This window comes from Streptomyces polyrhachis, assembly GCF_042663125.1.
Lineage (GTDB): Bacteria > Actinomycetota > Actinomycetes > Streptomycetales > Streptomycetaceae > Streptomyces > Streptomyces polyrhachii.
In genome coordinates, this window is record NZ_JBHSZO010000008.1 from 37,644 (window position 1) to 62,825 (window position 25,182).

At 73.0% G+C, this 25,182-nt stretch carries 25 protein-coding genes and 3 tRNA genes; 13 read left to right on the forward strand and 15 right to left on the reverse strand.

Annotated features, from left to right (window positions below; all coding sequences use genetic code 11):
- Positions 1 to 146: 146 nt before the first annotated feature.
- Entirely contained in the window at positions 147 to 1,550 is a 1,404-nt protein-coding gene (gene lpdA / locus ACFQLX_RS07150) for a dihydrolipoyl dehydrogenase (RefSeq protein ID WP_386413194.1), read from the reverse strand.
- A 14-nt stretch (positions 1,551 to 1,564) separates the two neighbouring features.
- Positions 1,565 to 2,239, reverse strand: coding sequence for a pyridoxamine 5'-phosphate oxidase family protein (locus tag ACFQLX_RS07155; RefSeq protein ID WP_386413195.1), 675 nt, complete (start codon positions 2,237 to 2,239; stop codon positions 1,565 to 1,567).
- A gap of 203 nt (positions 2,240 to 2,442) precedes the next feature.
- On the opposite strand from ACFQLX_RS07155, the gene ACFQLX_RS07160 reads away from it, so the two are divergent.
- Positions 2,443 to 2,928 (forward strand): VOC family protein, encoded by a 486-nt coding sequence (locus ACFQLX_RS07160; RefSeq protein ID WP_386413197.1) that lies wholly within the window; start codon positions 2,443 to 2,445, stop codon positions 2,926 to 2,928.
- A 52-nt stretch (positions 2,929 to 2,980) separates the two neighbouring features.
- On the opposite strand, the gene ACFQLX_RS07165 is transcribed toward ACFQLX_RS07160, so the two are convergent.
- Entirely contained in the window at positions 2,981 to 4,315 is a 1,335-nt protein-coding gene (locus ACFQLX_RS07165; RefSeq protein ID WP_386413199.1) for a radical SAM protein, read from the reverse strand.
- Between the two features lie 136 nt (positions 4,316 to 4,451).
- On the opposite strand from ACFQLX_RS07165, the gene ACFQLX_RS07170 reads away from it, so the two are divergent.
- Positions 4,452 to 4,937 carry a GNAT family N-acetyltransferase gene (locus ACFQLX_RS07170; RefSeq protein WP_386413201.1) on the forward strand — a complete coding sequence of 162 codons (486 nt, stop codon included), beginning with the start codon at positions 4,452 to 4,454 and terminating at the stop codon, positions 4,935 to 4,937.
- Positions 4,938 to 4,997: 60 nt separating this feature from the next.
- Here the strand turns inward: ACFQLX_RS07170 and ACFQLX_RS07175 are convergent, their stop codons facing one another.
- Positions 4,998 to 6,608: a peptide-N4-asparagine amidase gene (locus ACFQLX_RS07175; RefSeq protein ID WP_386413203.1), complete on the reverse strand. Its 1,611-nt coding sequence runs from the start codon at positions 6,606 to 6,608 to the stop codon at positions 4,998 to 5,000.
- Positions 6,609 to 6,704: 96 nt separating this feature from the next.
- Entirely contained in the window at positions 6,705 to 7,295 is a 591-nt protein-coding gene (locus tag ACFQLX_RS07180; RefSeq protein ID WP_386413205.1) for a SixA phosphatase family protein, read from the reverse strand.
- Between the two features lie 239 nt (positions 7,296 to 7,534).
- Between ACFQLX_RS07180 and ACFQLX_RS07185 the strand changes: the two genes are divergently transcribed.
- The 3 genes from ACFQLX_RS07185 (at position 7,535) to ACFQLX_RS07195 (ending at position 10,340) form a co-directional block, all read left to right on the forward strand.
- The gene (locus tag ACFQLX_RS07185; protein WP_386413207.1) at positions 7,535 to 9,070 is read left to right on the forward strand and encodes a M20/M25/M40 family metallo-hydrolase; all 1,536 of its coding nucleotides are present in this window, start codon (positions 7,535 to 7,537) and stop codon (positions 9,068 to 9,070) included.
- Between the two features lie 244 nt (positions 9,071 to 9,314).
- Positions 9,315 to 9,653: a type II toxin-antitoxin system VapB family antitoxin gene (locus ACFQLX_RS07190; RefSeq protein ID WP_386413209.1), complete on the forward strand. Its 339-nt coding sequence runs from the start codon at positions 9,315 to 9,317 to the stop codon at positions 9,651 to 9,653.
- Positions 9,654 to 9,713: 60 nt separating this feature from the next.
- Entirely contained in the window at positions 9,714 to 10,340 is a 627-nt protein-coding gene (locus tag ACFQLX_RS07195; RefSeq protein WP_386413210.1) for a LytR C-terminal domain-containing protein, read from the forward strand.
- A gap of 115 nt (positions 10,341 to 10,455) precedes the next feature.
- Here the strand turns inward: ACFQLX_RS07195 and upp are convergent, their stop codons facing one another.
- On the reverse strand, positions 10,456 to 11,091 hold the full coding sequence (gene upp, locus ACFQLX_RS07200; protein WP_386413212.1) for a uracil phosphoribosyltransferase: 636 nt from the start codon (positions 11,089 to 11,091) through the stop codon (positions 10,456 to 10,458).
- Between the two features lie 226 nt (positions 11,092 to 11,317).
- On the opposite strand from upp, the gene ACFQLX_RS07205 reads away from it, so the two are divergent.
- The 3 genes from ACFQLX_RS07205 to ACFQLX_RS07215 all read left to right on the forward strand — a co-directional run bounded on the left by ACFQLX_RS07205 (position 11,318) and on the right by ACFQLX_RS07215 (position 12,557).
- A complete protein-coding gene (locus tag ACFQLX_RS07205; RefSeq protein WP_386413214.1) occupies positions 11,318 to 11,866 on the forward strand; it encodes a tRNA adenosine deaminase-associated protein in 549 nt (182 codons plus the stop codon).
- A gap of 71 nt (positions 11,867 to 11,937) precedes the next feature.
- Positions 11,938 to 12,378: a tRNA adenosine(34) deaminase TadA gene (tadA, locus tag ACFQLX_RS07210; protein ID WP_386413329.1), complete on the forward strand. Its 441-nt coding sequence runs from the start codon at positions 11,938 to 11,940 to the stop codon at positions 12,376 to 12,378.
- 92 nt (positions 12,379 to 12,470) lie between these two features.
- Positions 12,471 to 12,557, forward strand: a tRNA-Ser gene (locus ACFQLX_RS07215).
- Positions 12,558 to 12,733: 176 nt separating this feature from the next.
- Here ACFQLX_RS07215 and ACFQLX_RS07220 read toward each other — a convergent pair.
- The 4 genes from ACFQLX_RS07220 to ACFQLX_RS07235 all read right to left on the reverse strand — a co-directional run bounded on the left by ACFQLX_RS07220 (position 12,734) and on the right by ACFQLX_RS07235 (position 18,641).
- Positions 12,734 to 16,369: a response regulator gene (locus ACFQLX_RS07220; protein ID WP_386413215.1), complete on the reverse strand. Its 3,636-nt coding sequence runs from the start codon at positions 16,367 to 16,369 to the stop codon at positions 12,734 to 12,736.
- 180 nt (positions 16,370 to 16,549) lie between these two features.
- Complete coding sequence (locus ACFQLX_RS07225) at positions 16,550 to 17,338, reverse strand: ABC transporter permease (protein WP_386413216.1); 789 nt, start codon at positions 17,336 to 17,338, stop codon at positions 16,550 to 16,552.
- Positions 17,335 to 18,228, reverse strand: coding sequence for an ABC transporter ATP-binding protein (locus ACFQLX_RS07230; RefSeq protein WP_386413218.1), 894 nt, complete (start codon positions 18,226 to 18,228; stop codon positions 17,335 to 17,337). The genes ACFQLX_RS07225 and ACFQLX_RS07230 overlap by 4 nt, the downstream gene beginning before the upstream one ends.
- The gene (locus ACFQLX_RS07235) at positions 18,225 to 18,641 is read right to left on the reverse strand and encodes a GntR family transcriptional regulator (RefSeq protein WP_386413330.1); all 417 of its coding nucleotides are present in this window, start codon (positions 18,639 to 18,641) and stop codon (positions 18,225 to 18,227) included. The genes ACFQLX_RS07230 and ACFQLX_RS07235 overlap by 4 nt, the downstream gene beginning before the upstream one ends.
- 246 nt (positions 18,642 to 18,887) lie before the next feature.
- Between ACFQLX_RS07235 and lepB the strand changes: the two genes are divergently transcribed.
- On the forward strand, positions 18,888 to 19,547 hold the full coding sequence (gene lepB / locus ACFQLX_RS07240) for a signal peptidase I (RefSeq protein WP_386413219.1): 660 nt from the start codon (positions 18,888 to 18,890) through the stop codon (positions 19,545 to 19,547).
- A gap of 208 nt (positions 19,548 to 19,755) precedes the next feature.
- Here the strand turns inward: lepB and ACFQLX_RS07245 are convergent, their stop codons facing one another.
- The 3 genes from ACFQLX_RS07245 to ACFQLX_RS07255 all read right to left on the reverse strand — a co-directional run bounded on the left by ACFQLX_RS07245 (position 19,756) and on the right by ACFQLX_RS07255 (position 21,270).
- A complete protein-coding gene (locus tag ACFQLX_RS07245) occupies positions 19,756 to 19,947 on the reverse strand; it encodes a hypothetical protein (RefSeq protein ID WP_386413220.1) in 192 nt (63 codons plus the stop codon).
- A gap of 106 nt (positions 19,948 to 20,053) precedes the next feature.
- Complete coding sequence (locus tag ACFQLX_RS07250) at positions 20,054 to 20,524, reverse strand: NUDIX hydrolase (RefSeq protein WP_386413221.1); 471 nt, start codon at positions 20,522 to 20,524, stop codon at positions 20,054 to 20,056.
- On the reverse strand, positions 20,524 to 21,270 hold the full coding sequence (locus ACFQLX_RS07255) for an XRE family transcriptional regulator (RefSeq protein ID WP_386413222.1): 747 nt from the start codon (positions 21,268 to 21,270) through the stop codon (positions 20,524 to 20,526). Before ACFQLX_RS07255 ends, ACFQLX_RS07250 begins: the two co-directional genes overlap by 1 nt.
- A gap of 119 nt (positions 21,271 to 21,389) precedes the next feature.
- On the opposite strand from ACFQLX_RS07255, the gene ACFQLX_RS07260 reads away from it, so the two are divergent.
- Positions 21,390 to 21,578, forward strand: a complete 189-nt coding sequence (locus tag ACFQLX_RS07260; RefSeq protein ID WP_386413223.1) for a hypothetical protein — start codon at positions 21,390 to 21,392, stop codon at positions 21,576 to 21,578.
- Between the two features lie 365 nt (positions 21,579 to 21,943).
- Here ACFQLX_RS07260 and ACFQLX_RS07265 read toward each other — a convergent pair.
- Positions 21,944 to 22,016 (reverse strand) — tRNA-Arg (locus ACFQLX_RS07265).
- 217 nt (positions 22,017 to 22,233) lie between these two features.
- Positions 22,234 to 22,324, reverse strand: a tRNA-Ser gene (locus tag ACFQLX_RS07270).
- A gap of 373 nt (positions 22,325 to 22,697) precedes the next feature.
- Between ACFQLX_RS07270 and ACFQLX_RS07275 the strand changes: the two genes are divergently transcribed.
- The 3 genes from ACFQLX_RS07275 to ACFQLX_RS07285 all read left to right on the forward strand — a co-directional run bounded on the left by ACFQLX_RS07275 (position 22,698) and on the right by ACFQLX_RS07285 (position 25,145).
- The gene (locus ACFQLX_RS07275) at positions 22,698 to 23,453 is read left to right on the forward strand and encodes a TetR/AcrR family transcriptional regulator (RefSeq protein WP_386413224.1); all 756 of its coding nucleotides are present in this window, start codon (positions 22,698 to 22,700) and stop codon (positions 23,451 to 23,453) included.
- Between the two features lie 63 nt (positions 23,454 to 23,516).
- Positions 23,517 to 24,806, forward strand: a complete 1,290-nt coding sequence (locus ACFQLX_RS07280) for an LCP family protein (RefSeq protein ID WP_386413225.1) — start codon at positions 23,517 to 23,519, stop codon at positions 24,804 to 24,806.
- Between the two features lie 105 nt (positions 24,807 to 24,911).
- On the forward strand, positions 24,912 to 25,145 hold the full coding sequence (locus ACFQLX_RS07285) for a hypothetical protein (RefSeq protein WP_386413226.1): 234 nt from the start codon (positions 24,912 to 24,914) through the stop codon (positions 25,143 to 25,145).
- Positions 25,146 to 25,182 lie beyond the last annotated feature (37 nt).

Sequence of the window (25,182 nt, forward strand, 5' to 3'; positions counted from 1 at the left end):
TGCGTTGCGGTGCGTCTTTTCGGAGTCGTCGCTCCGGGCCCCTCACACGGGCGGGTGGGGTCCTGGTGCGCTCTGGGTGCGTTCCGGGAGGGGCGGGCCGCGTTCGTCGCGGGCCGCCCCTCGCCGGTCGGCCAGGGGCTGGTCGGCTACATGTTGATCATGTGGCCTGCCAGGCCGTGGATGGCCTCCTTGACCGCCTCGCCCAGGGTGGGGTGGGCGTGGATGTTGCGGCCTACCTCGTGGACTGTGAGGTCCCACTGCTGGGCCAGGGTCAACTCTGGGAGCAGTTCGGTTACTTCGGGGCCGATCAGGTGTGCGCCCAGCAGTTCGCCGTGGCGGTCGTCGGCGATGATTTTTACGAAGCCCACCGTGTCCGCCAGGCCGTGTGCCTTGCCGTTGGCGCTGAAGGGGAACTTCGACACCTTCACGTCGTAGCCCAGCTCGCGCGCCTGCTCCTCGGTGTAGCCGAAGGAGGCGATCTGCGGCTGGCAGTACGTCGCGCGCGGGATCATGGCGAAGTCCAGCTCCATGGTCTCCGCGCCGCCGATCGTCTCCGCGGCGATGACGCCCATCGCCTCGGCCGCGTGCGCCAGCATCAGCTTCGCGGTCACGTCGCCGATGGCGTAGATGTGCGGCACGTTCGTACGGGACCGGCCGTCGACGTCGATCGCGCCGCGCTCGGTGAGCCGCACGCCGGTGTTCTCCAGCCCGTAGCCGGTGGTGCGCGGGGCGAAGCCGATGGCCTGGAGCACCTTGTCGGCCTCCAGCACCTGCGTGGCGCCGTCCTTGCCGGTGACGGTGACGCGGACCTTCGCGCCGGTGTCGTCGATGGAGTCCACCCGGGTGCCGGTGAGGATGTCGATGCCGAGCTTGCGGTAGCGCTTGGCCAGCTCGGTCGAGACCTCCGCGTCCTCGGTGGGGACGATCCGGTCGAGGAACTCGACCATGGTGACCTTCACGCCGTAACTGCTGAGCACGTAGGCGAACTCCACGCCGATCGCGCCCGCGCCCACGATGATGATCGAGCCGGGGAGGGAGTCGGCGAGGATCTGCTCCTCGTACGTCACGACGCGGTCGCTCAGCGCCGTGCCGGGGATCAGCCGGGTGGTGGCGCCGGCCGCGATGACGCAGTTGTCGAAGGTGACCGTCTCGGTGCCGCCGCCGTTGAGCGCGACTTCGAGGGTGTGGTCGTCCACGAAGGTGCCGCGGCCGTCGAACTCGGTGATCTTGTTCTTCTTCATCAGGTAGTGGATGCCGCGCACACGGCCGTCCGCCACCGAGCGGCTGCGCTTGTACGCCTGCCCGTAGTCGAAGGTCACCGTGCCCTCGACCTCGATGCCGAAGGTCTTCTGCTCGGTGGCGAAGAGGTGCGCCAACTCGGCGTTGCGCAGCAGCGCCTTGGAGGGGATGCAGCCCACGTTGAGGCAGACACCGCCCCAGTACCTCTCCTCGATCACGGCGACGCTCTTGCCCAACTGCGCCGCCCGCACCGCGGCGGTGTATCCACCCGGGCCCGCGCCCAGCACTACGACGTCAAAGTGTGCACTCATGGAGTCCACAGTAATCAGGCGCCTGGCGTACGTCCTTCCAGGGCCGCGATGTGCTCCGGGGGCTCGATCCCCGGTGGTAGTACGGGGTCCGCGAGGGGGCGGCCGTACACCGTGGTGATCGGCACCGTGCCCGCCCACAGGCCCAGTGCCGCGTCCGGGGAGTCGCCGTCGTCGGGCGGTCCGTCGCTGATCTTCACGGAGGCTTCCGTCAGCTCCAGCGCCAGCAGCGAGGTCGCGGCCAGTTCCTTGCGGCTGGGGCGGCGGGCGTAGTCCCACTGGCCGGGGGCGCAGTTCCCGGTCAGGACGCGCAGGCCGTGCAGCTTCTCCTCGGGGTCGGTGACCAGGCGCGGGATTCCGTAGACCATGGCGCTGCGGTAGCCGAAGCTGTGCTCGAAGACCGAGCGGGCCAGGACGAGGCCGTCGAGGTGGGTCACCGTCACGCACACCTCCGTCTGCGGGGCCTCGCGCAGGCTGCGGGCGGCGACCGAGCCGTGCAGGTAGAGGGTGTCGCCGTCGACGCCGTAGCCGGTGGGGATCACCCGGGGGGAGCCGTCCACCAGCACCCCGAGGTGGCACAGGAACCCGGCTCCCAGCACCGCGTCCAGGTCCGCGCGCCGGTGGCTGCCGTACTCCCGCAGCCGGCGCAGGCGCGTGCGCTCCGTGACGGTCAGGCCGTCCTCGCTACTCATCCGCGACTCCCCCGTGTACCCCGTGCTGATGAGTCTTTCTACGTCACGGCCTGGCTCCGCGCCAGGGGTTTCGCCTGGTGGGGTGGGGGTGGGGTGGGGATGGGGGCGGATTCGTGCGGTGGAAGCGATGACTTCCGGGGGGTCCGGGGGTCTATCCCTGTAGTGGCACACCCCACACGGCACCCCCACGAAGGAGCCCGGCCATGCAGAAGATCAAGACCTTCCTCTGGTTCGACGGCAAGGCGGAGGAGGCGGCCGAGTTCTACGTCTCGCTGCTGCCGGACTCCAAGATCACCCACATCGAGCGCTACCCGGACCTGGGCCCCGACGCCCCCGGTACGCCCGGCCAGGTGATGACGGTCGACTTCGAGCTGGCCGGGCAGGCGTACACGGCGCTCAACGGCGGCCCGGAGTTCAGCTTCACCCCGGCGATCTCCCTGATGGTCGACTGCGACTCGCAGGAGGAGGTGGACCGGCTGTGGACGGCGCTGACGGCGGACGGCGGCGAGGACGGGCCGTGCGGCTGGCTGACCGACCGGTTCGGGCTCAGCTGGCAGCTGATCCCGGCAGAGTTCAACGAGCTGATGAGCGGCGGGGACCAGGCCGGCAAGGACCGGGCCTTCCGGGCCATGCTGGGGATGCACAAGCTCGATCTGGGCGCGCTGAAGGCCGCCTACGAGGGCCGGTAGGAAGGTTGGGGGGCGCCCCGGCGCTCCGGGGCGCCCCCCACCTCCGGCGGGATCAGACCGCCGCCTCCGGCGAGGGCGCCAGCGAGTCCATGAACGAGCTGACCGAGAACACCGCGTTGCCCGGCCCCGCCGGCCCGTATCCGGGCGGGGAGGACAGGCCGTGCTTCTCCAGCGTCGCCCGGTAGGCCTCCAGCAGCCGGATGTGGTACTCCAGCGGCGCGCCCTGCGGGTTGGCCTTGCCCAGCGGGGTCGTCGGCTCCGGGCACCAGGTGGTGAAGCGCGGGACGACGCCCTGCGACATGAAGAAGTCCAGCCCCTCCGTGGTGGAGGCGATGGCCTCGTCGACCGTGGTGAAGCCGAAGGGCTGGGCCATCTCCACGCCCGCCACGAAGTTGGGGATGACGTTCTCCGGGCCGAAGACCTTCGTGGAGTCCAGGATGCGGCGGTGCCACTCCTCGCGGCCGACGTAGCGCTCCTTGCCGGGGCAGAACAGCTCGAAGAGGCGCTTGTCCCAGACCTCGAAGTTGGGGTGGTAGATCTTCACCCCGTAGTCGTGGAAGCGCTTGACGTCGTCCAGCGGCAGCGCCTGGGCGACGACCTTGCCGATCCAGCGGTCGGGGAACATCTCCTCGATCGCCTTGGCGTAGCTGCCGTAGAAGTCCGCCTCGTCCTTGCCGCCCACCTTCGAGGTGATCGCGCCGCCGGTGAGGGTGTAGGCGGTGGAGGTGCGCGCGGTGTCGTAGCGGTCGATGATCTGCAGCGCCTCCAGGATCTCGTCGGAGGGCTTGACTCCCGTGTACGGGCGGCCGGCCGCCTTGTGCTGGCGCCAGTTGTGGTTGATGTCGCAGTACTGGCACTCCTCCTTGGCGCCGAAGTACTGGCAGACCCGGAAGACCGTGAGGTAGATCAGGTAGCCCCACTGGATCGTCGGGGCCACCTCCATCACGGACTTGCCGTTGGAGAGCTTGTGCCGGTAGTAGTCCGGCATCGGCGGCAGCCCGACGTCCGCGATGCGCGCGCCGTCGAGGTAGAGGCCGAGACTGCCGTCCTCGCCGGGCTTGACGCGGTACGGGGACTCGGGGTTCACCCGTACGGAGACGACCGTGCGGCGCAGGTCGTAGGTGCCGCCGGTGAGGACGATCTCCTCCGGCGGCCGGTTGAGCGCGGCGGCGCCCAGCTCGGGGAGGGTGCGGTGGTCGAAGGAGAAGATGAAGTAGGACTTCGGCTTCACGTCGCCGCCGTCCCCGGCGGAGCCGCCGCTGAGGGCGGACTCGTCGAAGGCCATCCCGCCTCTGAGCAGGTCCTCCTTGATCACGGCCTCCCGCGGCACGTGCGGGAAGCGCTCCATCAGATCCTCGACGACCGCGGTGCGGCGCTGGTTCTCCATGCGGTGCTCCATCCCATCAACCCCCGACTCGACGGCAGGTCTGTCCCCCCTATTGAACGCGTTCGAGGAGCGGGGCTCGCCACGGGGTCCGGTTTTCGGTTGACGTACGGCCGTGGGCGCCGGTTTGCTGACGCCCGTGCCCGTACTGACGATCAAGCCCGTGGACGACTCGCCCGAGGCCGCCGCCCTGGTCGGGGACTGGCGGCGCATCCACAACGCGATCATCCCCAACCACCCGCTCACCGCGGCCGACATCCGCGAGCGCGCGCGGCGCAACCGCCTGGAGGTCGCCTGTCTGGGCGAGGCCGCGGTCGGCTGCTCCACCCTCCGCCCGCCCGGCGCCGACGCCGAGGACCCCGGCCTCGCGGTGGTCATCGCCCGCGTGCTGCCGGAGCACCGCGGCCGGGGCGTCGGCTCCGCGCTCTACGCCCGCGCGCTGGCGGCGGCCGTCGAACTGGGCGCCGAGCGGATCGAGACGCTGGTCCTAGAACGCAACACCGCCGGGCTGGACTTCGCGCTGCGGCGCGGCTTCACGGAGATCGAGCGCTATGCCCTGCCGGGGGACGTGGTGGAGGTCGCGCTGGGCGGACTGCCGGCGGAGCTGCTGGCGGCGGTGCGGTAGGGCCGCAAGCAGCCGTACCGTCCCGTCAACTTCCCGGGACGGTACGGCGGTTGCTGGGGATCAGCAGCCCGTGCGGTCCTCCGTGAGGGTGCCCTGCACGGTGGCGATCGTCCGGTCGTAGCAGCCGCCGCTTCCCGTCAGGCGGTAGTGCTCCCGCGAGGTGCCCACCGCGTGGCGCTGGTCGCGCGGGACGCCCAGGGTCCAGGAGGCGTCGCCGTCGTAGGTGTCGTCCATCGCCGAGGAGGACACCCGCACCCCGTCCCGTACGACGGCGGTGTCCGCGCGGTCCGCCAGGGACAGCACCGTGCGCAGCCGGTCCGCCGCGTCGACCGTGACCGTGCCGTCCACGGTGTACACGGCGGTGGTCGAGGTGGCCGTGGTGTGGCCGCCGGCCGCGACGGTGACGGTCTGCGCGTCGCGCCAGCGGGCCTGGAGGGCGTCGGTGTCCTCGCCCTCGGTCCAGGTGTGGTCGGAGCCGTTGCCCAGCGAGCGCGCCACCGTGGTGGCCACCCGGCCGTGCGAGGTGTCGACGTACCCGGCGGCGGTCAGCGCGTGGCTGCCGCGCGCCTGCAGCGACAGTTCCGCACCGGGGGTGAAGTCCGTCGTGCTCTGCGGGCGGGTCTCCTCGTACGAGGTCAGCGCGCCGGTGACGACCTCGCTGCCCTCGTCCTGCCAGACCAGCACGTTCGTCGGCACGTCCCAGCCGGACTGGCCCTGCGGCACGCCCGCCACCGACACCTCCACCCGGTGCGGGCGGCCGTCGTTGAGCAGGCCGGCGAAGGGGGTGAGGTCGTAGCGCACGGGCTGGATGTCGAAGGCGCGCGGCGCCGGGACGACGTACCACAGGAAGGGGTTGGACCAGCCGCCCGTGTAGATGTGCGGATAGGGCGCCGCGATGCCGGCGAGCCTGCCGTCGACGCGGATCTGCACCTCGCGGTAGGGGCCGTCGGCGGCCTTGCAGGAGTACGGGTGCTCGTCGGGCACCGTCAGGTACCAGAACTCCTCGCAGCCGCCGCCCGAGCCGGTGGCGTACACCTCCGCGACGATGCGCTCGCTGTTGCGCGGGGTGGTGAGGTCGCCGGTGCGGCTCGTGCCCTCGTTGCGGGCGTTGGCGAGGGTGAGCACCCGGTCGGGGGCGTCGGCCGCCTCGCCCGGGTAGAAGGCCAGCGTCACCTTGACGTCGATGACGCCGGTGTAGGTCTCGTTGACGACGTTCCCGATCAGCATCTCCACCGGCTGCTCGGCGGCGAGCACGGGCGCGTAGCGGGTGACGTCCTTCTCCACCGACCAGGCGATGCCCTCCGCCGAGGGCTCGGGGGTCGAGGTCTTGAAGACCTCCACGCCGCCCACGGTCAGATAGCCGAGCCGGTCGTACTGGCGTCCTTTCACAGTGCCGTCCATCCGCAGCACGACCTTGCCCCAGTCGCCCCGGCAGCCCGGCGGGGGCGTGTACGTCCCCCGGTAGGGCGTGAAGTCGCGGAAGCGCGCCTCGGCGAGCGTGACCGTGCACGAGGGCCCGGCCGGCCGCTCCACCGGCGGGGCGGCCGTGAGCGGATCGTGCCAGTCGGTGCCGAACTCGGCCGGCGGTTCGGCGGCGGCCGCGGGGCCGCCGGCAAGGAGCAGGAGGGCCGCCGCACAGGCGGCGAGCACGGGCAGGAGGCGTCGTCTCATGTCCGGGGACAGTAAGGGGAGTTGGATCATCGCGGCAGATGACAAACCCGCGCCAACCGGACCCCGTGCAACCGGATCCCCCGCCCGCGCGCCCCCTCAGCCCCTGATCCCCCGCGGCACCGCCAGCGCCCGCAGCTTCGCGGTGCCCCAGCCCAGGTCGCGCCAGTCGCCCTTGACGTCCAGCACCGCGATGGCCGCCGTCGGGAACTTCTCCTTCGCCGTCTCCAGCAGCTTGCCGCGCCCGCTCCCCGCCAGCCCCAGGACCAGTTCCTGCAGCTCCGGGTTGTGGCCGACGAGCAGCAGCGTGCGCACCTTGGCGCCCTTGCGGCCGACCTCGTGCACGACCTCCAGCAGGGCCTCGGCCTCCGCGTGGTAGAGCCGGGGCTCGTACTCGGCATGCATGGGGTATCCCCTGCTCGAAGAGCTTGGGGAAGGATCGCCGAGGCGCTCGGCGGCCAGCTCCCAGGTCTGGCGGGTGCGCAGGGCGGGCGAGCAGTAGACCCGCTCCGGCAGGCAGCCGTGCCCGCGCAGCCACCGCCCGGCGGCGGTCGCGTCCCGCCGGCCCCGGGGCGCCAGCGGACGCTTGGCGTCGGGCACCCCCTCCGGCCAGTCGGACTTGGCGTGCCGCAGCACGACCAGGCGCCGATATCCCGCTTTGAGCCCCGGCAACGCCGCGTTGTCGACCATGCGTTCAGAGTACGTTCGTACGTCCGGAGACGCAGCGCCCGGGTACCCCCGAACGGGCACCCCAAAGAGACCCCAACGCCCTCGAATACCTCAACTTCCTCACAGAGGGTGACAGTTCGTGTCGACCTCTTCCCCAATGACCTTGGAGTCGCTAGGTTTCCCTCTCACCTGTTCGGTTCTCGAACAGGGTCTCTCGCACGCCGGACAAGCCACACTGCCCGTTGCCCGGAAGGACACCTGTGAGTTCTCGAAGACTGACCGCCGCGCTCACCGCCGTCGCGCTGGCCACTCCCCTGCTCGTCGCCTCCGCCGGGACGGCCACCGCCGCATCCCCCGGCAAGGACGGCCAGCGGCTGGCTGCGAAGCTGGTCAACGAGTCGACCGCGAAGAACGCGTACAAGCACCTGCTCAAGTTCCAGCAGATCGCCGACGCCAACGGCGGCACGCGCGCGGCCGGCACGCCCGGGCACGACGCCTCGGCGAAGTACGTCTACGACTTCATGAAGAAGCACGGCTACGACGTCTCGTACGACGAGTTCGAGTTCTGGACCTCCACCACCAAGCACGAGTCGCTCTCGGTGGTCTCCCCCGACCCCCGCGACCTCGCGGTCTCGGCCCTGACCTTCTCCAAGTCCACCCCCGTCGGCGGTCTGGTCGCACCGATCGCCGTCGCACCGGTCGACGCGGACGGCACCCACGGCTGCGAGGAGTCCGACTTCGCGCCGGGCGCCTTCACCGGGAAGATCGCGCTGGTCAAGCGTGGCGCCTGCACCTTCCTGCTGAAGTCCCAGAACGCCGCCAAGGCCGGCGCCGCCGCGGTCATCGTCTACAACCACAGCCCGGGCCCGCTCAACGGCACCCTGGGCGACGCCACCGCCGTGTCGATCCCCTCCGGCGGCATCACCCTGGACGAGGGCAACGCGCTGGCCGCGGCCGCCGCGCAGGGCGAGGTCACCGTCAACCTGGACCTCCAGGTCGACGTGGTGCGGTCGACCACCCGCAACGTCATCGCCGAGACCAAGGGCGGCGACGCGGACAACGTGGTCATGCTCGGCTCGCACCTCGACTCCGTCGCGCAGGGCCCCGGCATCAACGACAACGGCTCCGGCTCCGCCGGCCTGCTCGAGGTCGCCCGCACCCTCGCGGACAACGAGAGCAAGCCGCGCAACAAGGTCCGCTTCGCCTGGTGGTCGGCGGAGGAGCTGGGCCTGGTCGGCTCGGAGGACTGGGTCGCCACCCGCACCGAGGCCGAGCTCGCCCAGATCGAGCTGTACCTCAACTTCGACATGATCGCCTCGCCGAACTACGTCCTGGGCGTCTACGACGGCGACAACTCCGACGGCGTCGGCGCCGAGGCCGGCCCGGAGGGCTCCGCGCAGCTGGAGCGCCGGATCACCGACTTCATGGACCGCGCGGGCTACCCGCACGTGGGCACCGACTTCACCGGCCGCTCCGACTACGGGCCGTTCATCGCGGTGGGCATCCCCGCCGGCGGCACCTTCACCGGCGCCGAGGGCATCAAGACCGAGTCCGACGCCGCCCTCTTCGGCGGCACGGCCGGCGCCCCGTACGACGCCTGCTACCACCAGGCGTGCGACGACATCAACAACATCTCGATGAAGGCCTTCGACGCCAACATCGACCTCATCGCCGACTCGGTGGGCACCTACACCCACGACCTGAGCTCGGTGCACGCCCCGGTGGTCTCCACGCCCACCACGGGCGGCAACAGCGGCGGCGGTCTGCACGACGACCACCACGAGCCGGCGCTCTGAGCAGTCGGTGCGGTAGCACCCACGCGCTGACACCCGCCGCACGGCGGGACTGACACCGTGGACCGGGGGCCCGGGCGGACATCCGCCCGGGCCCCCGGTGCCGTACGGACCCGCACGGCACCGCCCCCGGCCCCGAACACCCGTCCCCCGCCCCCCTCTTGCCCGGTTCCGTCCCGGCAGTGTCCCCAAGCCCGTCTGCGCACCACTGCTGCGCCCGGGGCCTCCCGCCGGGTAGGCTTTCCGTGTGATCTTCAAGCGCATCGGAAACGGGAGGCCGTACCCCGACCACGGCCGGGTGAGCACCCGGCAGTGGGCGGACGTGGCGCCGCGCCCGGTCCGCCTGGACCAGCTGGTGACCACCAAGCAGCAGCTCGATCTGGAGACGCTGCTCGCCGAGGACTCCACGTTCTACGGCGACCTCTTCGCCCACGTGGTGAAGTGGCGCGGCGACCTCTACCTGGAGGACGGCCTGCACCGCGCGGTGCGCGCCGCCCTGCAGCAGCGCCAGGTCCTGCACGCCCGCGTGCTCGAACTGGACTACCCGCCGGCGGACTACCAGCCCGTTGCCCCGTTCGAGCGGTAAATCCGCAAAGCCGTAGATCGTTTAGTAGGAACGGCACGCGAGGGGCACTACGCTGCGCCCATGAGCATGCTGACGCCCCCCGGCATGGGCGGGGAGTACCGCATCAAGGGCACCAAGTACCCCCGGATGCGCCGTCCCCGCCGCCGCCGCGCGCTGGTCGTCGCGCTGACCGCCGCCCTCGCCCTGCTCGCCCTGGTCGGGGTGGGTGTGGCGCAGCTCCTCGACACCTTCGGCGGGGAGAAGTCCGAGGCCGCCGCCGAAGCCTCGCGCCGGGCCCGCTGCCCGGCCGCCGCGGCGGCCGACCGCCCCGCCGTGCCGCTGCCGGCACCCCGTACCGTCACGGTCAACGTCCTCAACGCCACCACCCGTTCGGGTCTCGCGGACCGGACCGCCGAGCAGCTGCGCGAGCGCGGCTTCACGGTCGGCGACGTGGGCAACGCCCCCGCCGCGTACGACAAGAAAACGGCGGGCACGGGCGTCCTGCTGGGCTCCAGGGCCTCGGTCGGCACGACGCTGAAGGTGCTCGGCACGCAGCTGCCCGCCGCCGAGGTGCGGGCGGACGCCCGCAAGGCCGCGACGGTCGACCTCATCCTGGGCGACGACTTCACGAAGCTGACCCCCCGCAAGGCGGCGGACGCGGCGCTGGCGGCCCTCGCCAGGCCGGCCCCGAAGCCGGCGGGCTGCTGAGGTCCGCCGGTACGACTGCCGGTACGACGGCGATACGACGGCGGTACGAGAAGAGCCGGGCGGCCCCTTCCTCGCGAAGGGGCCGCCCGGCTCTTCCCGTACCTGCGGAAACGCCTCAGTCCGCGACGCCGTACATCCGGTCGCCCGCGTCGCCCAGGCCCGGCACGATGTAGCCGTTGTCGTTGAGCCGCTCGTCCAGCGCCGCCGTGACCACCGTGACCGGCGCGCCCGCCAGCTCGCGCTCCATGGCCTCCACGCCTTCCGGCGCGGCCAGCAGGCAGATCGCCGTGACGTCGTCGGCGCCGCGCTTGATCAGCTCGCGGATCGCGGCGATCAGCGTGCCGCCGGTGGCGAGCATCGGGTCCACCACGTACACCTGGCGGCCGGAGAGGTCCTCGGGCATCCGGGTGGCGTAGGTGCTGGCCTCCAGGGTGTCCTCGTTGCGGACCATGCCCATGAAGCCCACCTCGGCCGTCGGCAGCAGCCGCACCAGGCCCTCCAGCATCCCCAGCCCCGCGCGCAGGATCGGCACCACGAGCGGACGCGGGCGCGCCAGGCGCACGCCGGTCGTCTCCGTGACGGGGGTGCGGATGTCGACCTGTTCGGTCCGCACATCCCTGGTGGCCTCGTAGGCCAGCAGCGTCACCAGCTCGTCGGAGAGCCGGCGGAAGGTGGGGGAGTCGGTGCGCTCGTCGCGCAGGGTGGTGAGCTTGTGCGCCACGAGGGGGTGGTCGACGACGTGTGTCCGCATACTCCGACACTAGCCGAGCCCGGGCGCGCCCCGCGCCCGGTCCCGGTGCGGCCGAAGGGCACCCGGTTTTTCTCCGCCGCGACGCAACGCGGAAGACCCCGCGCGGCGGGGAACTTTCTGCCACGATGCGGAGGTGGGCGGGCCGCCGGAGGCGTGATTTCCGGCGGAGCGAGACATCGGGTTTCGGCCCGCCCGGCCCAGCACACCGATCAGTGGGAGAGTCACGGTGTACTTCGCCACGCTGCTCGCGCGCACCGAAGACGGATGGGAAGCCAGCGACACAGAGCTGGACGACATGGAGACCCTGGCCGATCTGGCCGAGCTGGCCCGGGAGTCCGCGGCCGACGAGGACGAGACGGTACTGGTCTTCATCGAGCAGGAGGAGGGCTGGTTCGGCATCGTCCGCGTCGACGGCGAGGACGACCCCCGCGTCTTCGTCTCGGACGCCGCCGCCGCCGCCCGCAGTTCGTACGGGGAGCTGCTGCTCACCGACGAGCTGCTGGGCCGCGATCCGGACCTCGGCCTGGACGGGCTGGCCGACCTCCCCGACCCGGACGCGGAGGACGAGATCCCCGCCGCCCGGGACGAGGAGGACAGCCTCACGGAGGAGGAGGACGACGACTCCGCCGCGGTGCCGGCGGGACCGGTGGGCGATCCCCGGCTGCTGGACGATCTGGGGGTGGGCGAGAAGGAGCTGCTCGCCGTCACCGGTGACGCGCTGGGGACGATCGCCGAGGTGCTGGGCGCCACGGACGTACTGGAGACGGTCCGCTGACGCACGCGTCGCCTGATCCCGTATCCCCCGCCGTACCCCCCGATCCGGTGCGGACCCCGTGGGAGGCGCCGATGCGCCTGGCCCTGGCCGAGGCGCGGGCGGCCCTGGCGACGGGGGACGTGCCGGTCGGGGCGGTGCTCCTGGGCCCCGGCGGCCCCGAGGGGCCGGTGCTGGCCGCCGGCCGCAACGCCCGCGAGGCGAGCGGCGACCCCACGGCGCACGCGGAGGTGCTGGCGATCCGCGGCGCGGCGGCGGCGCTGGGCGGCTGGCGGCTGGCGGACTGCACGCTGGTGGTGACGCTGGAGCCGTGCACGATGTGCGCGGGGGCGGCGGTGGCGGCCCGCGTCGACCGGGTGGTCTACGGCGCGCGGGAGGAGAAGACGGGCGCGGCGGGCTCCCTGTGGGACGTCCTGCGCGACCGCCGCCTCAACCACCGGCCGGAGGTCGTCGGCGGCGTCCTGCCCCAGGAGGCGGCCACCCTCCTGACGGCGTTCTTCCGCGAACCGCGCTGATCACCGGGGCCCGGGGCTCCGGTTTCGGCCCCGGCTCCGTCCAGCGGATACGGATTTCGGATCCGGGCCCCCCGTGGGTTAAACTCTCCGACGGTAGCGTGTCCGAGCGGCCGAAGGAGCTCGCCTCGAAAGCGAGTGTTGGTGCAAGCTAACCGAGGGTTCAAATCCCTCCGCTACCGCAGCTGAACGAAGGGGCGGATCCAATCGGATCCGCCCCTTCGTGCTGCCGGTCACCTGCCGCGCCCAGACCGCCCGGGCGCGTTCACGCAGGCCCACTCTGCTCACCCAGCTCGAACGCTGCTCCCCGTCCCGTATCCGGGCGGGGAGCAGCGTGGGGTGCGAAGGCAGGTCCGTCTCAGCTGGTGCCGATCTTTGCCAGCAGGTCCACGATCCGGCTCTGGACCTCCGTGCTCGTGGAGCGTTCCGCCAGGAAGAGGACCGTTTCGCCCGAGCGCAGGCGGGGCAGCTCGTGCGGGTCGAGGTCGGCGGCGGTGTAGACGACCATCGGGGTGCGCGCCAGCAGGCCGTTGGCGCTCAGCCAGTCGACCAGGCCGGCCCGGCGGCGGCGGACCTGCATCAGGTCCATCACCACCAGGTTCGGGTGCATCCGCGCGGCCAGCTCGACCGCCTCCTCGTCCTGCGCCGCGTACCCGACCTGCATGCCGCGCCGCTCCAGGGCGGCCGTCATCGCGGCCTGTATGTCCGGGTTCTCCTCGAAGAGGAGGACGCGCGGCGGGTGCTGCTCGCTGTCGCGCGGCGCCAGCGCCTTCAGCAGCACCGCCGGGTCCGCCCCGTACGCCGCCTCCCGCGTCGCCTGCCCGAGCCCCGCCGTCACCAGCACCGGCACGGAGGCCGAGACCGCGGCCGTACGCAGCGACTGCAGCGCGGTGCGCGTGATCGGCCCGGTCAGCGGGTCGACGAAGAGCGCCGCCGGATACGCCTCCAGCTGCGCGTCCACCTCCTCGCGGGAGTGCACCACGACCGGCCGGTAGCCGCGCGCCGTCAGCGCCTCGCGGGTGGACTCGTCGGGCTCGGGCCAGACCAGCAGCCGGCGCGGGTTGTCCAGCGGCTCGGGGGGCAGCTCGTCGTCCAGCGGGACGGGCGGGGCGCTCGACTCCGGCGCCACCTCGACCACCCCGTGCGGGGCGTCGAGCGGCTCGGGGCCCTCCTCCGGGGCGGGGTCGCCCGGACCGTGCCCGGGGCGCGTCTCGATGGAGAAGGCGCGCCCGATCGCGTCCCGGCGCCGGCTGTGCTCGGCGGACTCCCCGGGCTGCGGGCGGCCGCCCTGGGAGGGGGTCTGCGGTACGGGCGTGCCGTGCGGCGGCGTGCCCAGCCGCCGGCGTCCGGCGCCCGGGTCGGCGGCAGGCTGCGCCTGGGGGCCGGCGAGGCGGCCCAGGACGGGCACGCCGTGGCCGAGCGTCCGTACGCTTATCGAACCGGGCTGCGTCTGCGGCAGCGGCGGCGGCGTCGGCCGGGGCACGGCGCGTGCGAAGCGCCGGGCGCCGCTGGCGTCGGCCTCCTCCTCGGGCCGGGGCTGCGGCTCGGCCTTCGCCTCGGCCGCGACGGGCTGCGGCGGGGCTGCCTGCACGGCCTCCCCGCTCACCGTGGGCCCCTGCGGCTGTACGGGCTGCGCCGCCGCCGGAGCCGGCGACTCGGCCGGCCCCTCGACCGGGCCCAGCGCGATGGGCGCACGGGCCTCGGACGCCTGCGGCGTGGAGCCCTGCTCCGGCACGCGGCGTTCCGCGACATCCGTGGCCAGCGCCCGGCGGGCACGCCGTCCGGCGGCAACGGGCTCGGCGGGCGCTGCCTCCGCGCGCCCCGGCCCCTGCTGGTCCAGCGCGGCGGCGCTGTTCGCCGGGTCCTCGTCCCACCAGTCGGCCTGCGGTCCGCCCTGGGCCCGGACCTGCTCCCCCATCCCGTGCGGCAGCGCGGCGCCGGCCGGTACGGGCTCCGGCCCGCTCTCCGCCCGCCGCCGGCGACCGCTCGGCTGCGGCGCCTCGGCGGGCACCGGCGCAGACGCCTGCGCCTGCGCCGGCATCTGCGCCTGCGGCGCCTCCGGCTGCGCGGCCCCCGCGGGCCCCGTCCCCACGGCCCGCCTGCGCCGCCCGCCGCTGGTCCCGCCCGGGACGCCGTGCGGCGGCGTGTCGACGACGATCCCGTGCGGCGGCGTACCCCCCGCCGGGGACGCCGGCTGCTCACTCACGATGCTCTGCGCGGGCCGCGCCTGCGGGGGCGTCACGGCCTCGGGCGCGGCCTGCTCCGGCACGGCCGCCGCGGCCGGGAGCGCGATCGGCCCGGAAGCCTCCCCGCCCCGCCGGCGCCGACCGCCCGGCGACTCCGGCCCGCCCGGCGCCGTCTCCGGCAGCACGAGCTCACCGGTCTCCGCCGACGCCGTCCGCCGACGCCGCCCACCCGGCCGCTCCTCACCGGCGCCCGGATCGGCAACGAGCGCCCCGCGCCGGTGCTCCACCGGCGCGGGCAGCACCGTCGTCTCCCCGCCCGACGCCGGCTGCCGATCAGCGACCGCCGCACCCGGCGCGGCGGCCCCACCGGCCGGCACCTCCAGTACGTACGCCCCGGCGCCGGCCCCCGGCACCTCGTGCGTCTGCAGCACGCCGCCGTGCAGCCGTACGATCCCGCGCGCCAGCGGCTCGTGCACCGGGTTGCCCCCGCTGAACGGGCCGCGCACCTCGATCCGTACGACCTCGCCGCGCTGGGCCGCCGCGACCACGATCGTGGAGTCCCCGCTGCCGCCCGTCGCGGGCGCGCGCCCGGTGGCGTCCACCCCGGCGACGTCCGCCACCAGGTGCGCCAGCGCCTGCGCCAGCCGGTCGGCGTCCACCCGTACCGGAATGGCGGGCGCGTGGACCACGAACTGCGCGCGCCCGGGGCCGATCAGCTCCACCGAGCGCTCCACGGCGTCGTTGACCACCGCGTCCAGCGAGGCGTCGCCCAGGCGCAGCTTCTCCCTGCCCGCGTCGACGCGCTGGTAGCCCAGCACGCTGTCGATGAGGGTGGTCATCCGCCCGTATCCGGCGGCGAGATGGTGCAGGACCTGGTTGGCCTCGGGCCACAGCTGCCCGGCGGAGTCCGCCGCCAGCGTGCTCAGCTCGCCGCGCAGCTGTTCCAGCGGGCCGCGCAGCCCCTCGTCCAGCACGGCACGCAGCTGCGCCTCGCGCGCGGCCAGCGCATCGGCCGCGCGCCGGTCGGTGAAGGCCAGGACCGCGCCGACGAGCTGCTCCCCGTCGCGTACGGGGGCGGTGGTCAGGTCGACGGGGACCGGCCGGCCGTCCTTGGACCAGAGCACCTGCCCGCGCACCCGGTGCTTGCGCCCGGAGCGCAGGGTGTCGGCCAGCGGGGTCTCGTCGAAGGGCAGTTCGGCGCCGTCGGGGCGCGAGTGGTGGATCAGCGGGTGCAGCTCGGCGCCGCCCAGCTCGCCGGCGCGGTAGCCGAGGATCTGCGCGGCGGCCGGGTTGACCAGCACGATGCGCCCCTCGGCGTCCACCCCGATGACGCCCTCGGCGGCGGCGCGCAGGATCATCTCGGTCTGGCGGCGCTGGCGGGCCAGCTCGGCCTCGGTGTCCAGGGTGCCGGTGAGGTCGCGGACGACCAGCATCAGCAGCTCGTCGCCGGTGTACTGCGGCTCGCCCGCGTAGGGGGACTGGCCGTCCTCCAGGTTCTTGGAGGTCACCTCGGCGGTGAAGGTCTCCCCGTCGGTCCGCCGGGCGGTCATCCGCGTCGGCGGCGTACGGCCCTCGTGCTCGACCTCCGGACGGCGCATCGAGCCGGGGATCAGCTTGGGGTCGAAATCGGGCAGCAGGTCCAGGACCCCCCGCCCCACGAGCCCCGTGCCGGGCGACTCGAAGGTCTCCAGCGCGACGGGGTTGGCGGCGACCACCGTGCCGTTCGTGTTGACGAGCAGCAGGGCGTCGGGCAGGGCGTCGAGTATGGCTGCGAGGCGAGCAGCGCCTCGGGATGGCCGGCTGCTCACAACGAACGTCCTCCCTGGTGACCGCATCACTCAGACACGCGTACACGCGAGGAATCCGCGCCCAAGCCGTGTCTGCTGAGGATTCTACGGCCCCCGGGTGCGCCCGGGACGGCGGATGACAATCGTCACGCCCCGACCCCCGCCGGCGGGTCCGGCGGGGACCGCGTGCCGGCGCGCTGCTCAGGCCGTACGCGCCCGCAGCACGCGCAGGGCGGCGTATCCGGCGGCGTTGCGTACCCCCTCGTCCACCAGCATGATCCCGCTCGGCATATCCCCGGACCACTCCTGCGACCGTGTGCGCCCCGCCCCGCCGGCGGTGTGCACGGGGTAGAGGTCCCAGCGCCAGCTCCCGATCCCGTAGAGCACGATCCCGGTGACCAGCCCCGAGGCGGCCAGCGCGAGCAGGGTGCGTCGCACGAGGAGCCCGGTCAGCGCGCCGACGGCGACGCCGAGCAGGCAGTAGGCGACGAAGGCGGGGCCGAACAGCTCGTACGGGCCCCGGTCGTACCAGTTGAGGTTCGCCGTGTCCCGAAAGTTCCACGCCCCGAGCCGGAAGAGGCCCATAAGCGCCAGCCCCCCGGCCGTGACGACCACGGCGGCGGTCGTCACCTTCGAGACGAGCCACCGCACGGGCGTGACGCCCTGGCTCCACGCGACCTGGTACGTACCGCTCTCCAGCTCGCGCGCGACCATCGGCCCGGCGACGAAGGCGCCGACCACGAGGGGCACGGCGAGGAGGAGCACGGCGCCCCGGGACATCGCGGTGGAGAGCAGTTCGGAGGCGCTCATGAACCCGAGGAAGGTGTCGCACTCCCTGGCATCGCACCGCTCCGGATACGCCTCGGCCGCCCACCGCAGCCACCCGACGAACGCGCCCGCCGCCAGCAGCAGTCCCCCCGCCGCCCACAGCACCCGCCGGTACAGCCGTACGTCCACCCAGCGCGTCCCGTGCAGCAGTGCGGCGCTCATGCGGCCACCTCCCGACCGGCCGGGGCGTCGGCCAGGGTCAGCGCGGGGGCGTCGGGATTGCGCAGGTGGGCGAGCAACAGCTCCTCCAATGAAGGCTCCTCGGTGTCCCACCGCGGCCCGACGGGCCCGGAGTGGCGGATCAGCGCGCTGAGTCCGCGCCCGGTGGCACGCGACTCCACGACGGTGTGCGGCGCCAGCTCGGCGAGCGGTCCGCGCCCGGTGGCCAGGGTGTGCGCGGCGACGATCTCCTCGATGTCCCCGCACAGCCGCACCCGGCCGCCCGCGACGAGCAGCAAGTGGTCGCAGACCTCGGCCAGTTCGCTCACGATGTGCGAGGACATCACCACCGTCGTGCCGTGCTCGGCGGCCTGGGCGAGCAGTGTCCCCATGAGCTGGTGGCGCGCCAGCGGGTCGAGGTCGGCCATCGGCTCGTCCAGCAGCAGGAGTTCGGCGCGCTTGCCCAGGGCGAGTGCGAGCGCCACGCGGGTGCGCTGCCCGCCGGAGAGGCTGCGGATCCGGGCGCCGGTGTCGAGGCCGGCGTCACGGACGACGCGTCCGGCGAGGCCGGCGTCCCAGCGGCCCGGGTTCAGCTCGGCGCCCAGGCGGAGCGTCTCGGCGACGGTGAGCTGCGGGTAGAGCGGCTTGTCCTGCGCGACGTAGGCGACCCTGGGCCGCGCGGCGGCCGGCTCGGTGCCGAGCACGGTGAGGTGGCCCGAGCCGGGTCGCAGCAGCCCGGCCGCGAGGCCGAGCAGGGTCGACTTGCCGGCGCCGTTGGGCCCGACGAGCGCGCACACGCGTCCGGCGGGCAGCCGGAAGGTGCACTCGCCCAGCGCGTCGCGCCGGCCGTACCGCTTGCCGAGTGCGACCGCCTCGATGGCGGTGTCAGTCATACGGAATCCCCCTGTACGGATGTCTGCCGCGCCGGCTCGGCGCGGAACTGCTCCTCAAGTACGGCGCCGAACAGCGCCGCGACGTCGTCCCTCTGCAGACCGGCGGCCCGGGCCCGTACGGCCCAGCCCCTCAGCTCCTCACGCAGCGGCGAGTCGGCGAGCGGCGCGCTCAGCGACTTCCGCACGAACGTGCCCAGCCCCCGCCGCGCCTCCACCAGCCCCTCCCGCTCCAGCTCGCGATACGCCTTGAGCACCGTGTTCGGATTGACGGCGGTCGCCTCGACGACCTCCCGCGCCGTGGGCAGCTGATCCCCCGGCTCCAGCAGCCCCAGCCGCAACGCCTGCCGGACCTGCTGGACGATCTGCAGATAGGTGGCCACGCCACTACGCCGATCGATCCGGAAGCCGACCATGCTCTGCACCACCCTTTCACTACTTGATTAGTGAAAGGGTGGTGCAGGAGACCCACCGCCGTCAAGAGGAAGATCGACCCAAGGAGGAATCCCGGAACAGGACTTGGGCCAACACCGATCCCGAAGCCGCGTCGTTCGCCGGCCGGCGATAGCCTCCCGGCGTTGATCACCGAGCAGGGAGGGGCCGCCATGCGCCCGGCAGGGAGACGGCTGCGACGGGCAGCGCGACTGACAGGTTCCGCCGGCGTGGTACTGCTGGCCGGCGCGCTGACGTGGCTGTTCGTCGGCTACACGGGGGTGTCGGTCAACTCCGACGCCATGAACCCCACCTACACCGCGGGCGACCGCGTGTACGCGGAACGCGTCGACGGCTCCGAGATACGCCGGGGCGACGTGGTGCTGTTCCGGGCCGGCGACTGGTCCCCGCCGGGACACGGCCCCGACCGCTTCCTGAAGCGGGTCGTCGCCCTGGGCGGCGACCGGGTGTCCGGGGCACCCGGCGAACCGGTCACCGTCAACGGCCGCCCCCTCGACGAGCCGTACGTCATGTCCGGCGAACCGGGCGCCGCCAGCCCCCGCTACTCCGTCACCGTCCCGGCCGGCCGGATGTTCCTGCTCGGCGACTACCGGGGCAATTCCAGGGACTCCCGCTCCCACCTCGACACGGACGCGGGCACCAGGCCGCTCTCCTCCGTCCAGGCCCGCGCCCTCGACAGCCCGACCATGCCCCTGACCCTCGCCTCCACGGCCCTACTCGGCCTCCTGGCCACCCTCACGGCCCTCCCCCTGGCGATCGCAGCCAAGATCGCCCACTCCCGCGCGAAACGCGCCCTCCCCCCCCACACCGACGTATGGCACCTTGCAGTAAGCCGACACCCCCGAACACGCCGAAGGCCCCCTGGCTGATCCAGGGGGCCTTCGCTGCTGTGCGCTCGGCAGGATTCGAACCTGCAACCTCTTGATCCGCGGGCAACCCGACCAATGGCCCCTGCCGTGTCTGAACCACCGCTGATCTGCGACGGAAGGTGCGCAGACGCTCGCGCTTGTTCGCAGCCGCACGCCCTAGCCGCCACGCGCTTGGGCACTCAGACGACCCGGGGCCGACCCGGCGGGATCACGAACTGCCGATGTCGATCATCATGACAACCACGCCCACGAAAATCACCGTGATCCCCCCGATGACGACCAAGGCAACCGTGCCGGCGACACCCGCGCTGATCGCCAGTCCCGCCCGCGCAGCTCTCTCGGCTCGCTCTACCGCTGCCTGGTAGTCACTGCCGTCGTTCCAGTCGCCGCTGCCGCCCATGGCACCCCCTAGCGGCAGACTAAGCGACACGGAAGAGTACCGACGAGACCTCGGACCGGATCAGCTCGCCCGAGCAAGACGTATCCGAGCTGCACATCCTGGAGCACTACCCCAGATACGGCTCGCCCCGCCGCTCAAGGTAGTGGCGCAGTCGTAGCCGCTGGGTGTGGTGCATCGGTAGTTGCTCAAGGTCGCCGGGTGCGACGAACTTCAACTCCGTCGACTCCTCCGAGATCGCGAGTGTCCCGCCGGTGATGCGGGCGGTGAAGCAGATGTTGAACTGCCGGCGCACTTCGCCGTCGGTGTAGGCGATGACGTGGCGGGGGTCGGTGTACGTACCCACGAGCCCGGTCACCTCGACGTCGAGGCCGGTTTCCTCCCGGACCTCCCGCACGGCGCAGCCGGGCAGGCTCTCGCCCACGTCCATGCCGCCGCCGGGAAGCGCCCACAGGCCGCTGTCCGCGCGCCGCTGCAGCAAGATGCGCCCCGCGTTGTCAACGACCACGGCGGACGCCGCAACGACCATGGCGTTGGGCTCGGGGGCGGCCGGATCGTCGAAGAACTCGCGGCGTGCCATCAGGCTTCTCCCTCGACCGGGCGGGCGGTGTCCCACACGGCGGCGAAGGACTGGGCGTAGGTGTCGAACAGGCCGCCGTCCTCGACGCGGCGTAGCTGCCAGACAGGGGCGGCGTAGGCGTTGACGCCGAAGACATGCGCGTTGACGAGCACCTGGTCATCCGCGCGGTACAGGGAGTTGTACAGAGGCGTGTCGTGCAGACGCAGTTCGATCCCCGGCGTACCGAGCAGCGGGAGGTAGTGCATCAGAGCCAGCCGGCAGCGTGACTCGATGCCGTGCCCGAAGCGCTCCTCAACGCCGCGCTGTTGAACGTTCGCGCTGTCGGCGTCCCCCAGCGCGATCCGCACCCGGCATCCCTCGGCGGCCCGCTCGGCGAGCAGCTCGTTCAGCCGCGGATACGCCTCATGCAGGAAGATGCCCGCGTAGACCAGGACGTCGATGTGCTCGCGAGCACGGGCGAACAAGTCGACGAACGCGGACACCGGAAGGTCGGCGCGCTGGGCGTACAGGGCCACCAACTCCGCGTTCACAGCGCGGGCCTTACGTCCCTGGCGCAGTGCCGGCCACAGTGCGTGTACGTCCTCCCCCAGTGTCTCGGCGGCCCGCAGCGCGGTGACCCGGCGCGGGATGCGATCGAGGTTGACCCACCGCTCCACGCTCTTGGGGTCGACGTCCGTCGCGCCGGCCAGCATCGCGCACGTCCAGCCGCCCGCCGCCATCACCGCCCGCAGCCTCTCGTTCGCCATGCCAGTCCCCCTCCTGGGCGCAGGACACCACCAGGGACGTTCTACCCGACATAGGACGTCCCCAAGTGGTGTTCGTGGGAGGTTCCCCCGTCCCGGCGACCGGAACGACCGTAGAGAGCATGGCGACCAGCACCCCCGCACCTATCCGCCCGCCGGCCAGCGCCCAGTGCGCCGACGACGCACACGAGGTGTGCCCCGGCTGGCGGGGAATCTACGCCCGCGGCGCCGCGTACACCGATCCTCCGCTCCTGACCGTCCCCTGCGGCTGCCGGGCCTGCGCATGCGGGCACCGCGGGGAGGAGCAGTGACACATCCCCGACGACGGCGAGATGGACCGGTGGGCCGCCTACGCCCGCGACCTGGCCGCCGAGCGTCGACAGCCCACCCAACCGGACTGGAACCCCACCCGGCCGCCGCAACCCGCACCCCGGTGCGCCGACTGTGACCAGCTCGCCCAGCAGCGCCACGACGCCTACGCAAGGCACGACTACAGCGCCGTCACCGACGCCGACGTCCACTTGCGTCACCACCTGGGCGAGCTGCTCGGCTGGGCAAGGCCCACAACTGAAGAGTGGGAAATCGTGAGACGAACGGCCCCTAGAACGACCAAGGGCCCTGTCTCACCGGAGTGAGATCAAGGCCCTGACCTGAGGTGGAAGCTAGCTTCCGTGTGTGCGCTCGGCAGGATTCGAACCTGCAACCTCTTGATCCGTAGTCAAGTGCTCTATCCGTTAAGCTACGAGCGCTTTGCTTCCCGGTTTTTCTTGCCGGTCGGCGTTGCGGGAACAACATTACATGACCTGCGGCCGGAGGCGAAATCCGTTTGTCGCACCTGCTCTGACCTGCGGAAACGTCTATGCGTTCGGACGGGGGGCGGCCTCGTCCGGGGCGCCGCGCGGGGCCGTACAGCAAAGAAGCCCCGGCCGTAAGGGCCAGGGCTTCGTGATCGCGGGGATCGAAGGGCGGAGGCGGAGGGATTTGAACCCTCGATGGGGGGTAAACCCCAAACCGCATTAGCAGTGCGGCGCCATAGACCGGACTAGGCGACGCCTCCAGCACACGCCACGCGTCACCCGGGGGTGCCGCAAAGGTGTGAGCAGATGATGGCACAGCCGCAGGGGCTGTCACCAATCGCCCCCACCGTACCCGGCGGGGGGCTGCGAGGGCAAAGCTCTTCCCGCTGCGATCCGCATCCGCCAGCGGGCGACCGGCGGGGCGACCGGCGGGAGCGCCCTTCCCGCACTCCGCCCGCGCACTCCGCCCCCGCCTCCACCCCGCCGCCGTAGCATCGACATCGCGGTCGCGGGGCGCCCAGGCCCGGGGCCCGATCGAGCCGACCGACTGGCTGACTGGCTGACCGACTGGCTGACTGACTGGCGACCCGAAGCGCCGACCCGCGCACCCCCCACCCCCCGAGGAGGCCCCGCATGACGTCCGAGCGCCGCCCGGTCCGGGACGCCAGCGCGAGCGTCTGGCTGCGCGAGAAGCCCGTCCGCGCCTCCTCCGCCGGCGGCGGCGCGCAGCCGGCGGGGCTGCGGCTGGAGCGCATCGTCGCCGCCACCGTCGAGCTGCTCGACGCCGAGGGCCTGGCCAAGCTGTCGATGCGCCGCCTCGCCGCCGGGCTGGGCGTCACCGCGATGTCGGTCTACTGGTACGTGGACACCAAGGACGAGCTGCTGGAGCTGGCCCTCGACCAGGTCCACCAGGACCTCCGGCTGCCCGCCGAGGACGCCGACTGGCGCGAGCGGCTGCGCCAACTCGCCCGCGAGCACCGGCGGATGCTCGTCGCCCACCCCTGGGTCTCCCCGCTGGCCGGCGAGTACCTCAACATCGGCCCGCACGCGCTGGCCTTCGCCGGGTCGGCCCAGCGCGCGATCCGCGCCTCGGGGCTGCCGGACCACTCCTGGATGGGCGCGCTCTCGCTGCTCTTCCAGTTCACCTACGGCTTCGGCACGGTGGAGGGGCGCTGGCGGGAGCGCTGTCGGGCCTCGGGGGTGGACGAGGACACGTTCTACGGCGAGGTCATGGAGCGGCTGTCGGGGCGGGAGAAGTACGCCGAGTCGCTGGCGACGGTGCGGGCGCGCGGCGGGGAGACGGTGCACGCGATGCGCGAGCGGGACTTCGAGTTCGCCCTGGACTGCGCGCTGGCGGGGATCGCGGCGCTCGGGGGGCAGGCGCGCTAGCCGCGCGGACACGGGGCACAATTCACCCTGTTTGACCCTTTATCAGCCCTACCATGCGTAGCCATGCGCCGCCTCCCCCTCCTCGCCACCCTGCTCGCCGTGCTCGCCACCGGCGGGACCGTCCAGGCCGTGTCCGCCGACACCTTCGCCGCCGGTACGAGCGACCGCGCCGCCGCCGGCGGGACCAACATCCTCGTCGCCGGCGTCGACACCCGCCGCGGGCTCTCCCGCGAGACGATCAACAAGCTGCACGTCGGCGGCGAGGGCTGCGACTGCACGGACGTGCTGATGCTCGTCCACCTCTCCGCCGACGGGAAGCGCGCGAGCGCGGTCTCGCTGCTGCGCGACTCCTACGTCGAGTTCGCCCCGCACGACCATCCCCGCCACCACGGGAAGATCAACGGCGCCTACCAGCACGGCGGTCCCGACCTCGCGATGCGCACCGTGGAGCGGGCCACCGGCCTGAAGGTCGACCACTACCTGCAGGCGGACTTCCCCGGCTTCGCCGCCGCCGTCGACGACCTGGGCGGCGCCACCGTCTGCACCGCCGAACCGCTCGCCGACAAGAACTCCGGCCTGCGCCTGGACCCCGGCACCCATCACGTGGACGGCAACGGCGCCCTGCGCTACGCCCGCGCCCGCCACGTCCCGCCGCCCGGCGACGGCGGCCGGGTGCGCCGCCAGCACAGGCTGCTCGCCGGGATGCTGGAGCGGCTGCGTACCGGCGGTGCCTTCGCCGACCTGCCGTCCGCCGCCCGCACCGCGCGCACGCTGCTGCGCTCGGTCCGTACGGACCCGGGCACCTCCCCGCTCGAACTGGCGCGGCTGGGGCTGGCGTTGGGGAAGGTGCGGGACACGGAGTTCGCCACCGTGCCGGTCGCCGACTGGGACCACCGGGTGCCGCAGTGGGGATCCACGGTGCGCTGGCACGGGCGGCGCGCGGCGACGCTGTGGAAGGCGCTGCGCGAGGACCGACCGGTCACCGGCGACCAAGGCGTCCTGCCGGGCGGGGCCGTGGCGGTGGACATGCCGCCGACGTTCGTCCAGGTGCGCGCCGCGGACGGGCGGGTGGCGCGGGCGCTGCGGGCCAACGGCTTCGACGTGCGCGGGCGCGGCCCCGTGGCGGCCGCCGGCGGGGAGCGCACCGTCATCACGTACGACCCGCGCTGGCAGCGCTACGCCCCCACCCTCGCCGCCGCGCTGCCCGGCGCCCGGCTGGACCCGGTGGCGGGCCACGGCCCGGTCTTCGACGTGCGTCCGGGGACGGACCGCCAGCGGACGGCCCGGGTGGTCTTCGACCGCACGGCGGTGCAGGGCGCCCCGGTGTCCGGAGAGTCCCTTCTCTGCCGGTGAGGGCCGGTGAGGGCCGATGAGGGCCGATGAAGGCCGCTGGGGGCCCGTAACAACGCGTAACAGCGGGTGGCCAGCCCGCCGGGGCGTTCGCTAGGGTGCGGCTCCATGGCTCACACTCCCCATGGTCAGGCTCCGGATCCGAACTACGACCCGGCGGGCAGCACGCAGATGTTCCGCGCCTTCGTCGACGAGGGCGCCCCGCAGGGACAGCCCCGCCAGCCCGGTCACACCCCGCCGCAGGTGCGGCGCGCCGCCGGCGGCTCGCGCCTCGGCCTGATCGTCGGCGTCCTGGTCGTCCTGGCCGCGGTCGCGGGCGCGGCCTGGATCGCGCTGGGCTGATCCCTCCCGTACGACACCCTCCCGTACGACACCCGCC

Bases quoted from the DNA above. Each gene is read 5' to 3' on its own strand.
- ACFQLX_RS07165 (WP_386413199.1), bottom strand. From the start codon at position 4,315: ATGGAGAACCAGCGCCGCACCGCGGTCGTCGAGGATCTGATGGAGCGC.
- ACFQLX_RS07255 (WP_386413222.1), bottom strand. From the start codon at position 21,270: ATGGCGAACGAGAGGCTGCGGGCGGTGATGGCGGCGGGCGGCTGGACG.
- tadA (WP_386413329.1), top strand. From the start codon at position 11,938: ATGCGCCTGGCCCTGGCCGAGGCGCGGGCGGCCCTGGCGACGGGGGAC.
- ACFQLX_RS07155 (WP_386413195.1), bottom strand. From the start codon at position 2,239: ATGAGTAGCGAGGACGGCCTGACCGTCACGGAGCGCACGCGCCTGCGC.
- ACFQLX_RS07275 (WP_386413224.1), top strand. From the start codon at position 22,698: ATGACGTCCGAGCGCCGCCCGGTCCGGGACGCCAGCGCGAGCGTCTGG.
- lpdA (WP_386413194.1), bottom strand. From the start codon at position 1,550: ATGAGTGCACACTTTGACGTCGTAGTGCTGGGCGCGGGCCCGGGTGGA.
- ACFQLX_RS07235 (WP_386413330.1), bottom strand. From the start codon at position 18,641: ATGGTCGGCTTCCGGATCGATCGGCGTAGTGGCGTGGCCACCTATCTG.
- ACFQLX_RS07225 (WP_386413216.1), bottom strand. From the start codon at position 17,338: ATGAGCGCCGCACTGCTGCACGGGACGCGCTGGGTGGACGTACGGCTG.
- ACFQLX_RS07160 (WP_386413197.1), top strand. From the start codon at position 2,443: ATGCAGAAGATCAAGACCTTCCTCTGGTTCGACGGCAAGGCGGAGGAG.
- ACFQLX_RS07285 (WP_386413226.1), top strand. From the start codon at position 24,912: ATGGCTCACACTCCCCATGGTCAGGCTCCGGATCCGAACTACGACCCG.
- upp (WP_386413212.1), bottom strand. From the start codon at position 11,091: ATGCGGACACACGTCGTCGACCACCCCCTCGTGGCGCACAAGCTCACC.
- ACFQLX_RS07195 (WP_386413210.1), top strand. From the start codon at position 9,714: ATGAGCATGCTGACGCCCCCCGGCATGGGCGGGGAGTACCGCATCAAG.
- ACFQLX_RS07250 (WP_386413221.1), bottom strand. From the start codon at position 20,524: ATGGCACGCCGCGAGTTCTTCGACGATCCGGCCGCCCCCGAGCCCAAC.
- ACFQLX_RS07175 (WP_386413203.1), bottom strand. From the start codon at position 6,608: ATGAGACGACGCCTCCTGCCCGTGCTCGCCGCCTGTGCGGCGGCCCTC.
- ACFQLX_RS07180 (WP_386413205.1), bottom strand. From the start codon at position 7,295: ATGGTCGACAACGCGGCGTTGCCGGGGCTCAAAGCGGGATATCGGCGC.
- ACFQLX_RS07245 (WP_386413220.1), bottom strand. From the start codon at position 19,947: ATGGGCGGCAGCGGCGACTGGAACGACGGCAGTGACTACCAGGCAGCG.
- ACFQLX_RS07260 (WP_386413223.1), top strand. From the start codon at position 21,390: ATGGCGACCAGCACCCCCGCACCTATCCGCCCGCCGGCCAGCGCCCAG.
- ACFQLX_RS07230 (WP_386413218.1), bottom strand. From the start codon at position 18,228: ATGACTGACACCGCCATCGAGGCGGTCGCACTCGGCAAGCGGTACGGC.
- ACFQLX_RS07280 (WP_386413225.1), top strand. From the start codon at position 23,517: ATGCGCCGCCTCCCCCTCCTCGCCACCCTGCTCGCCGTGCTCGCCACC.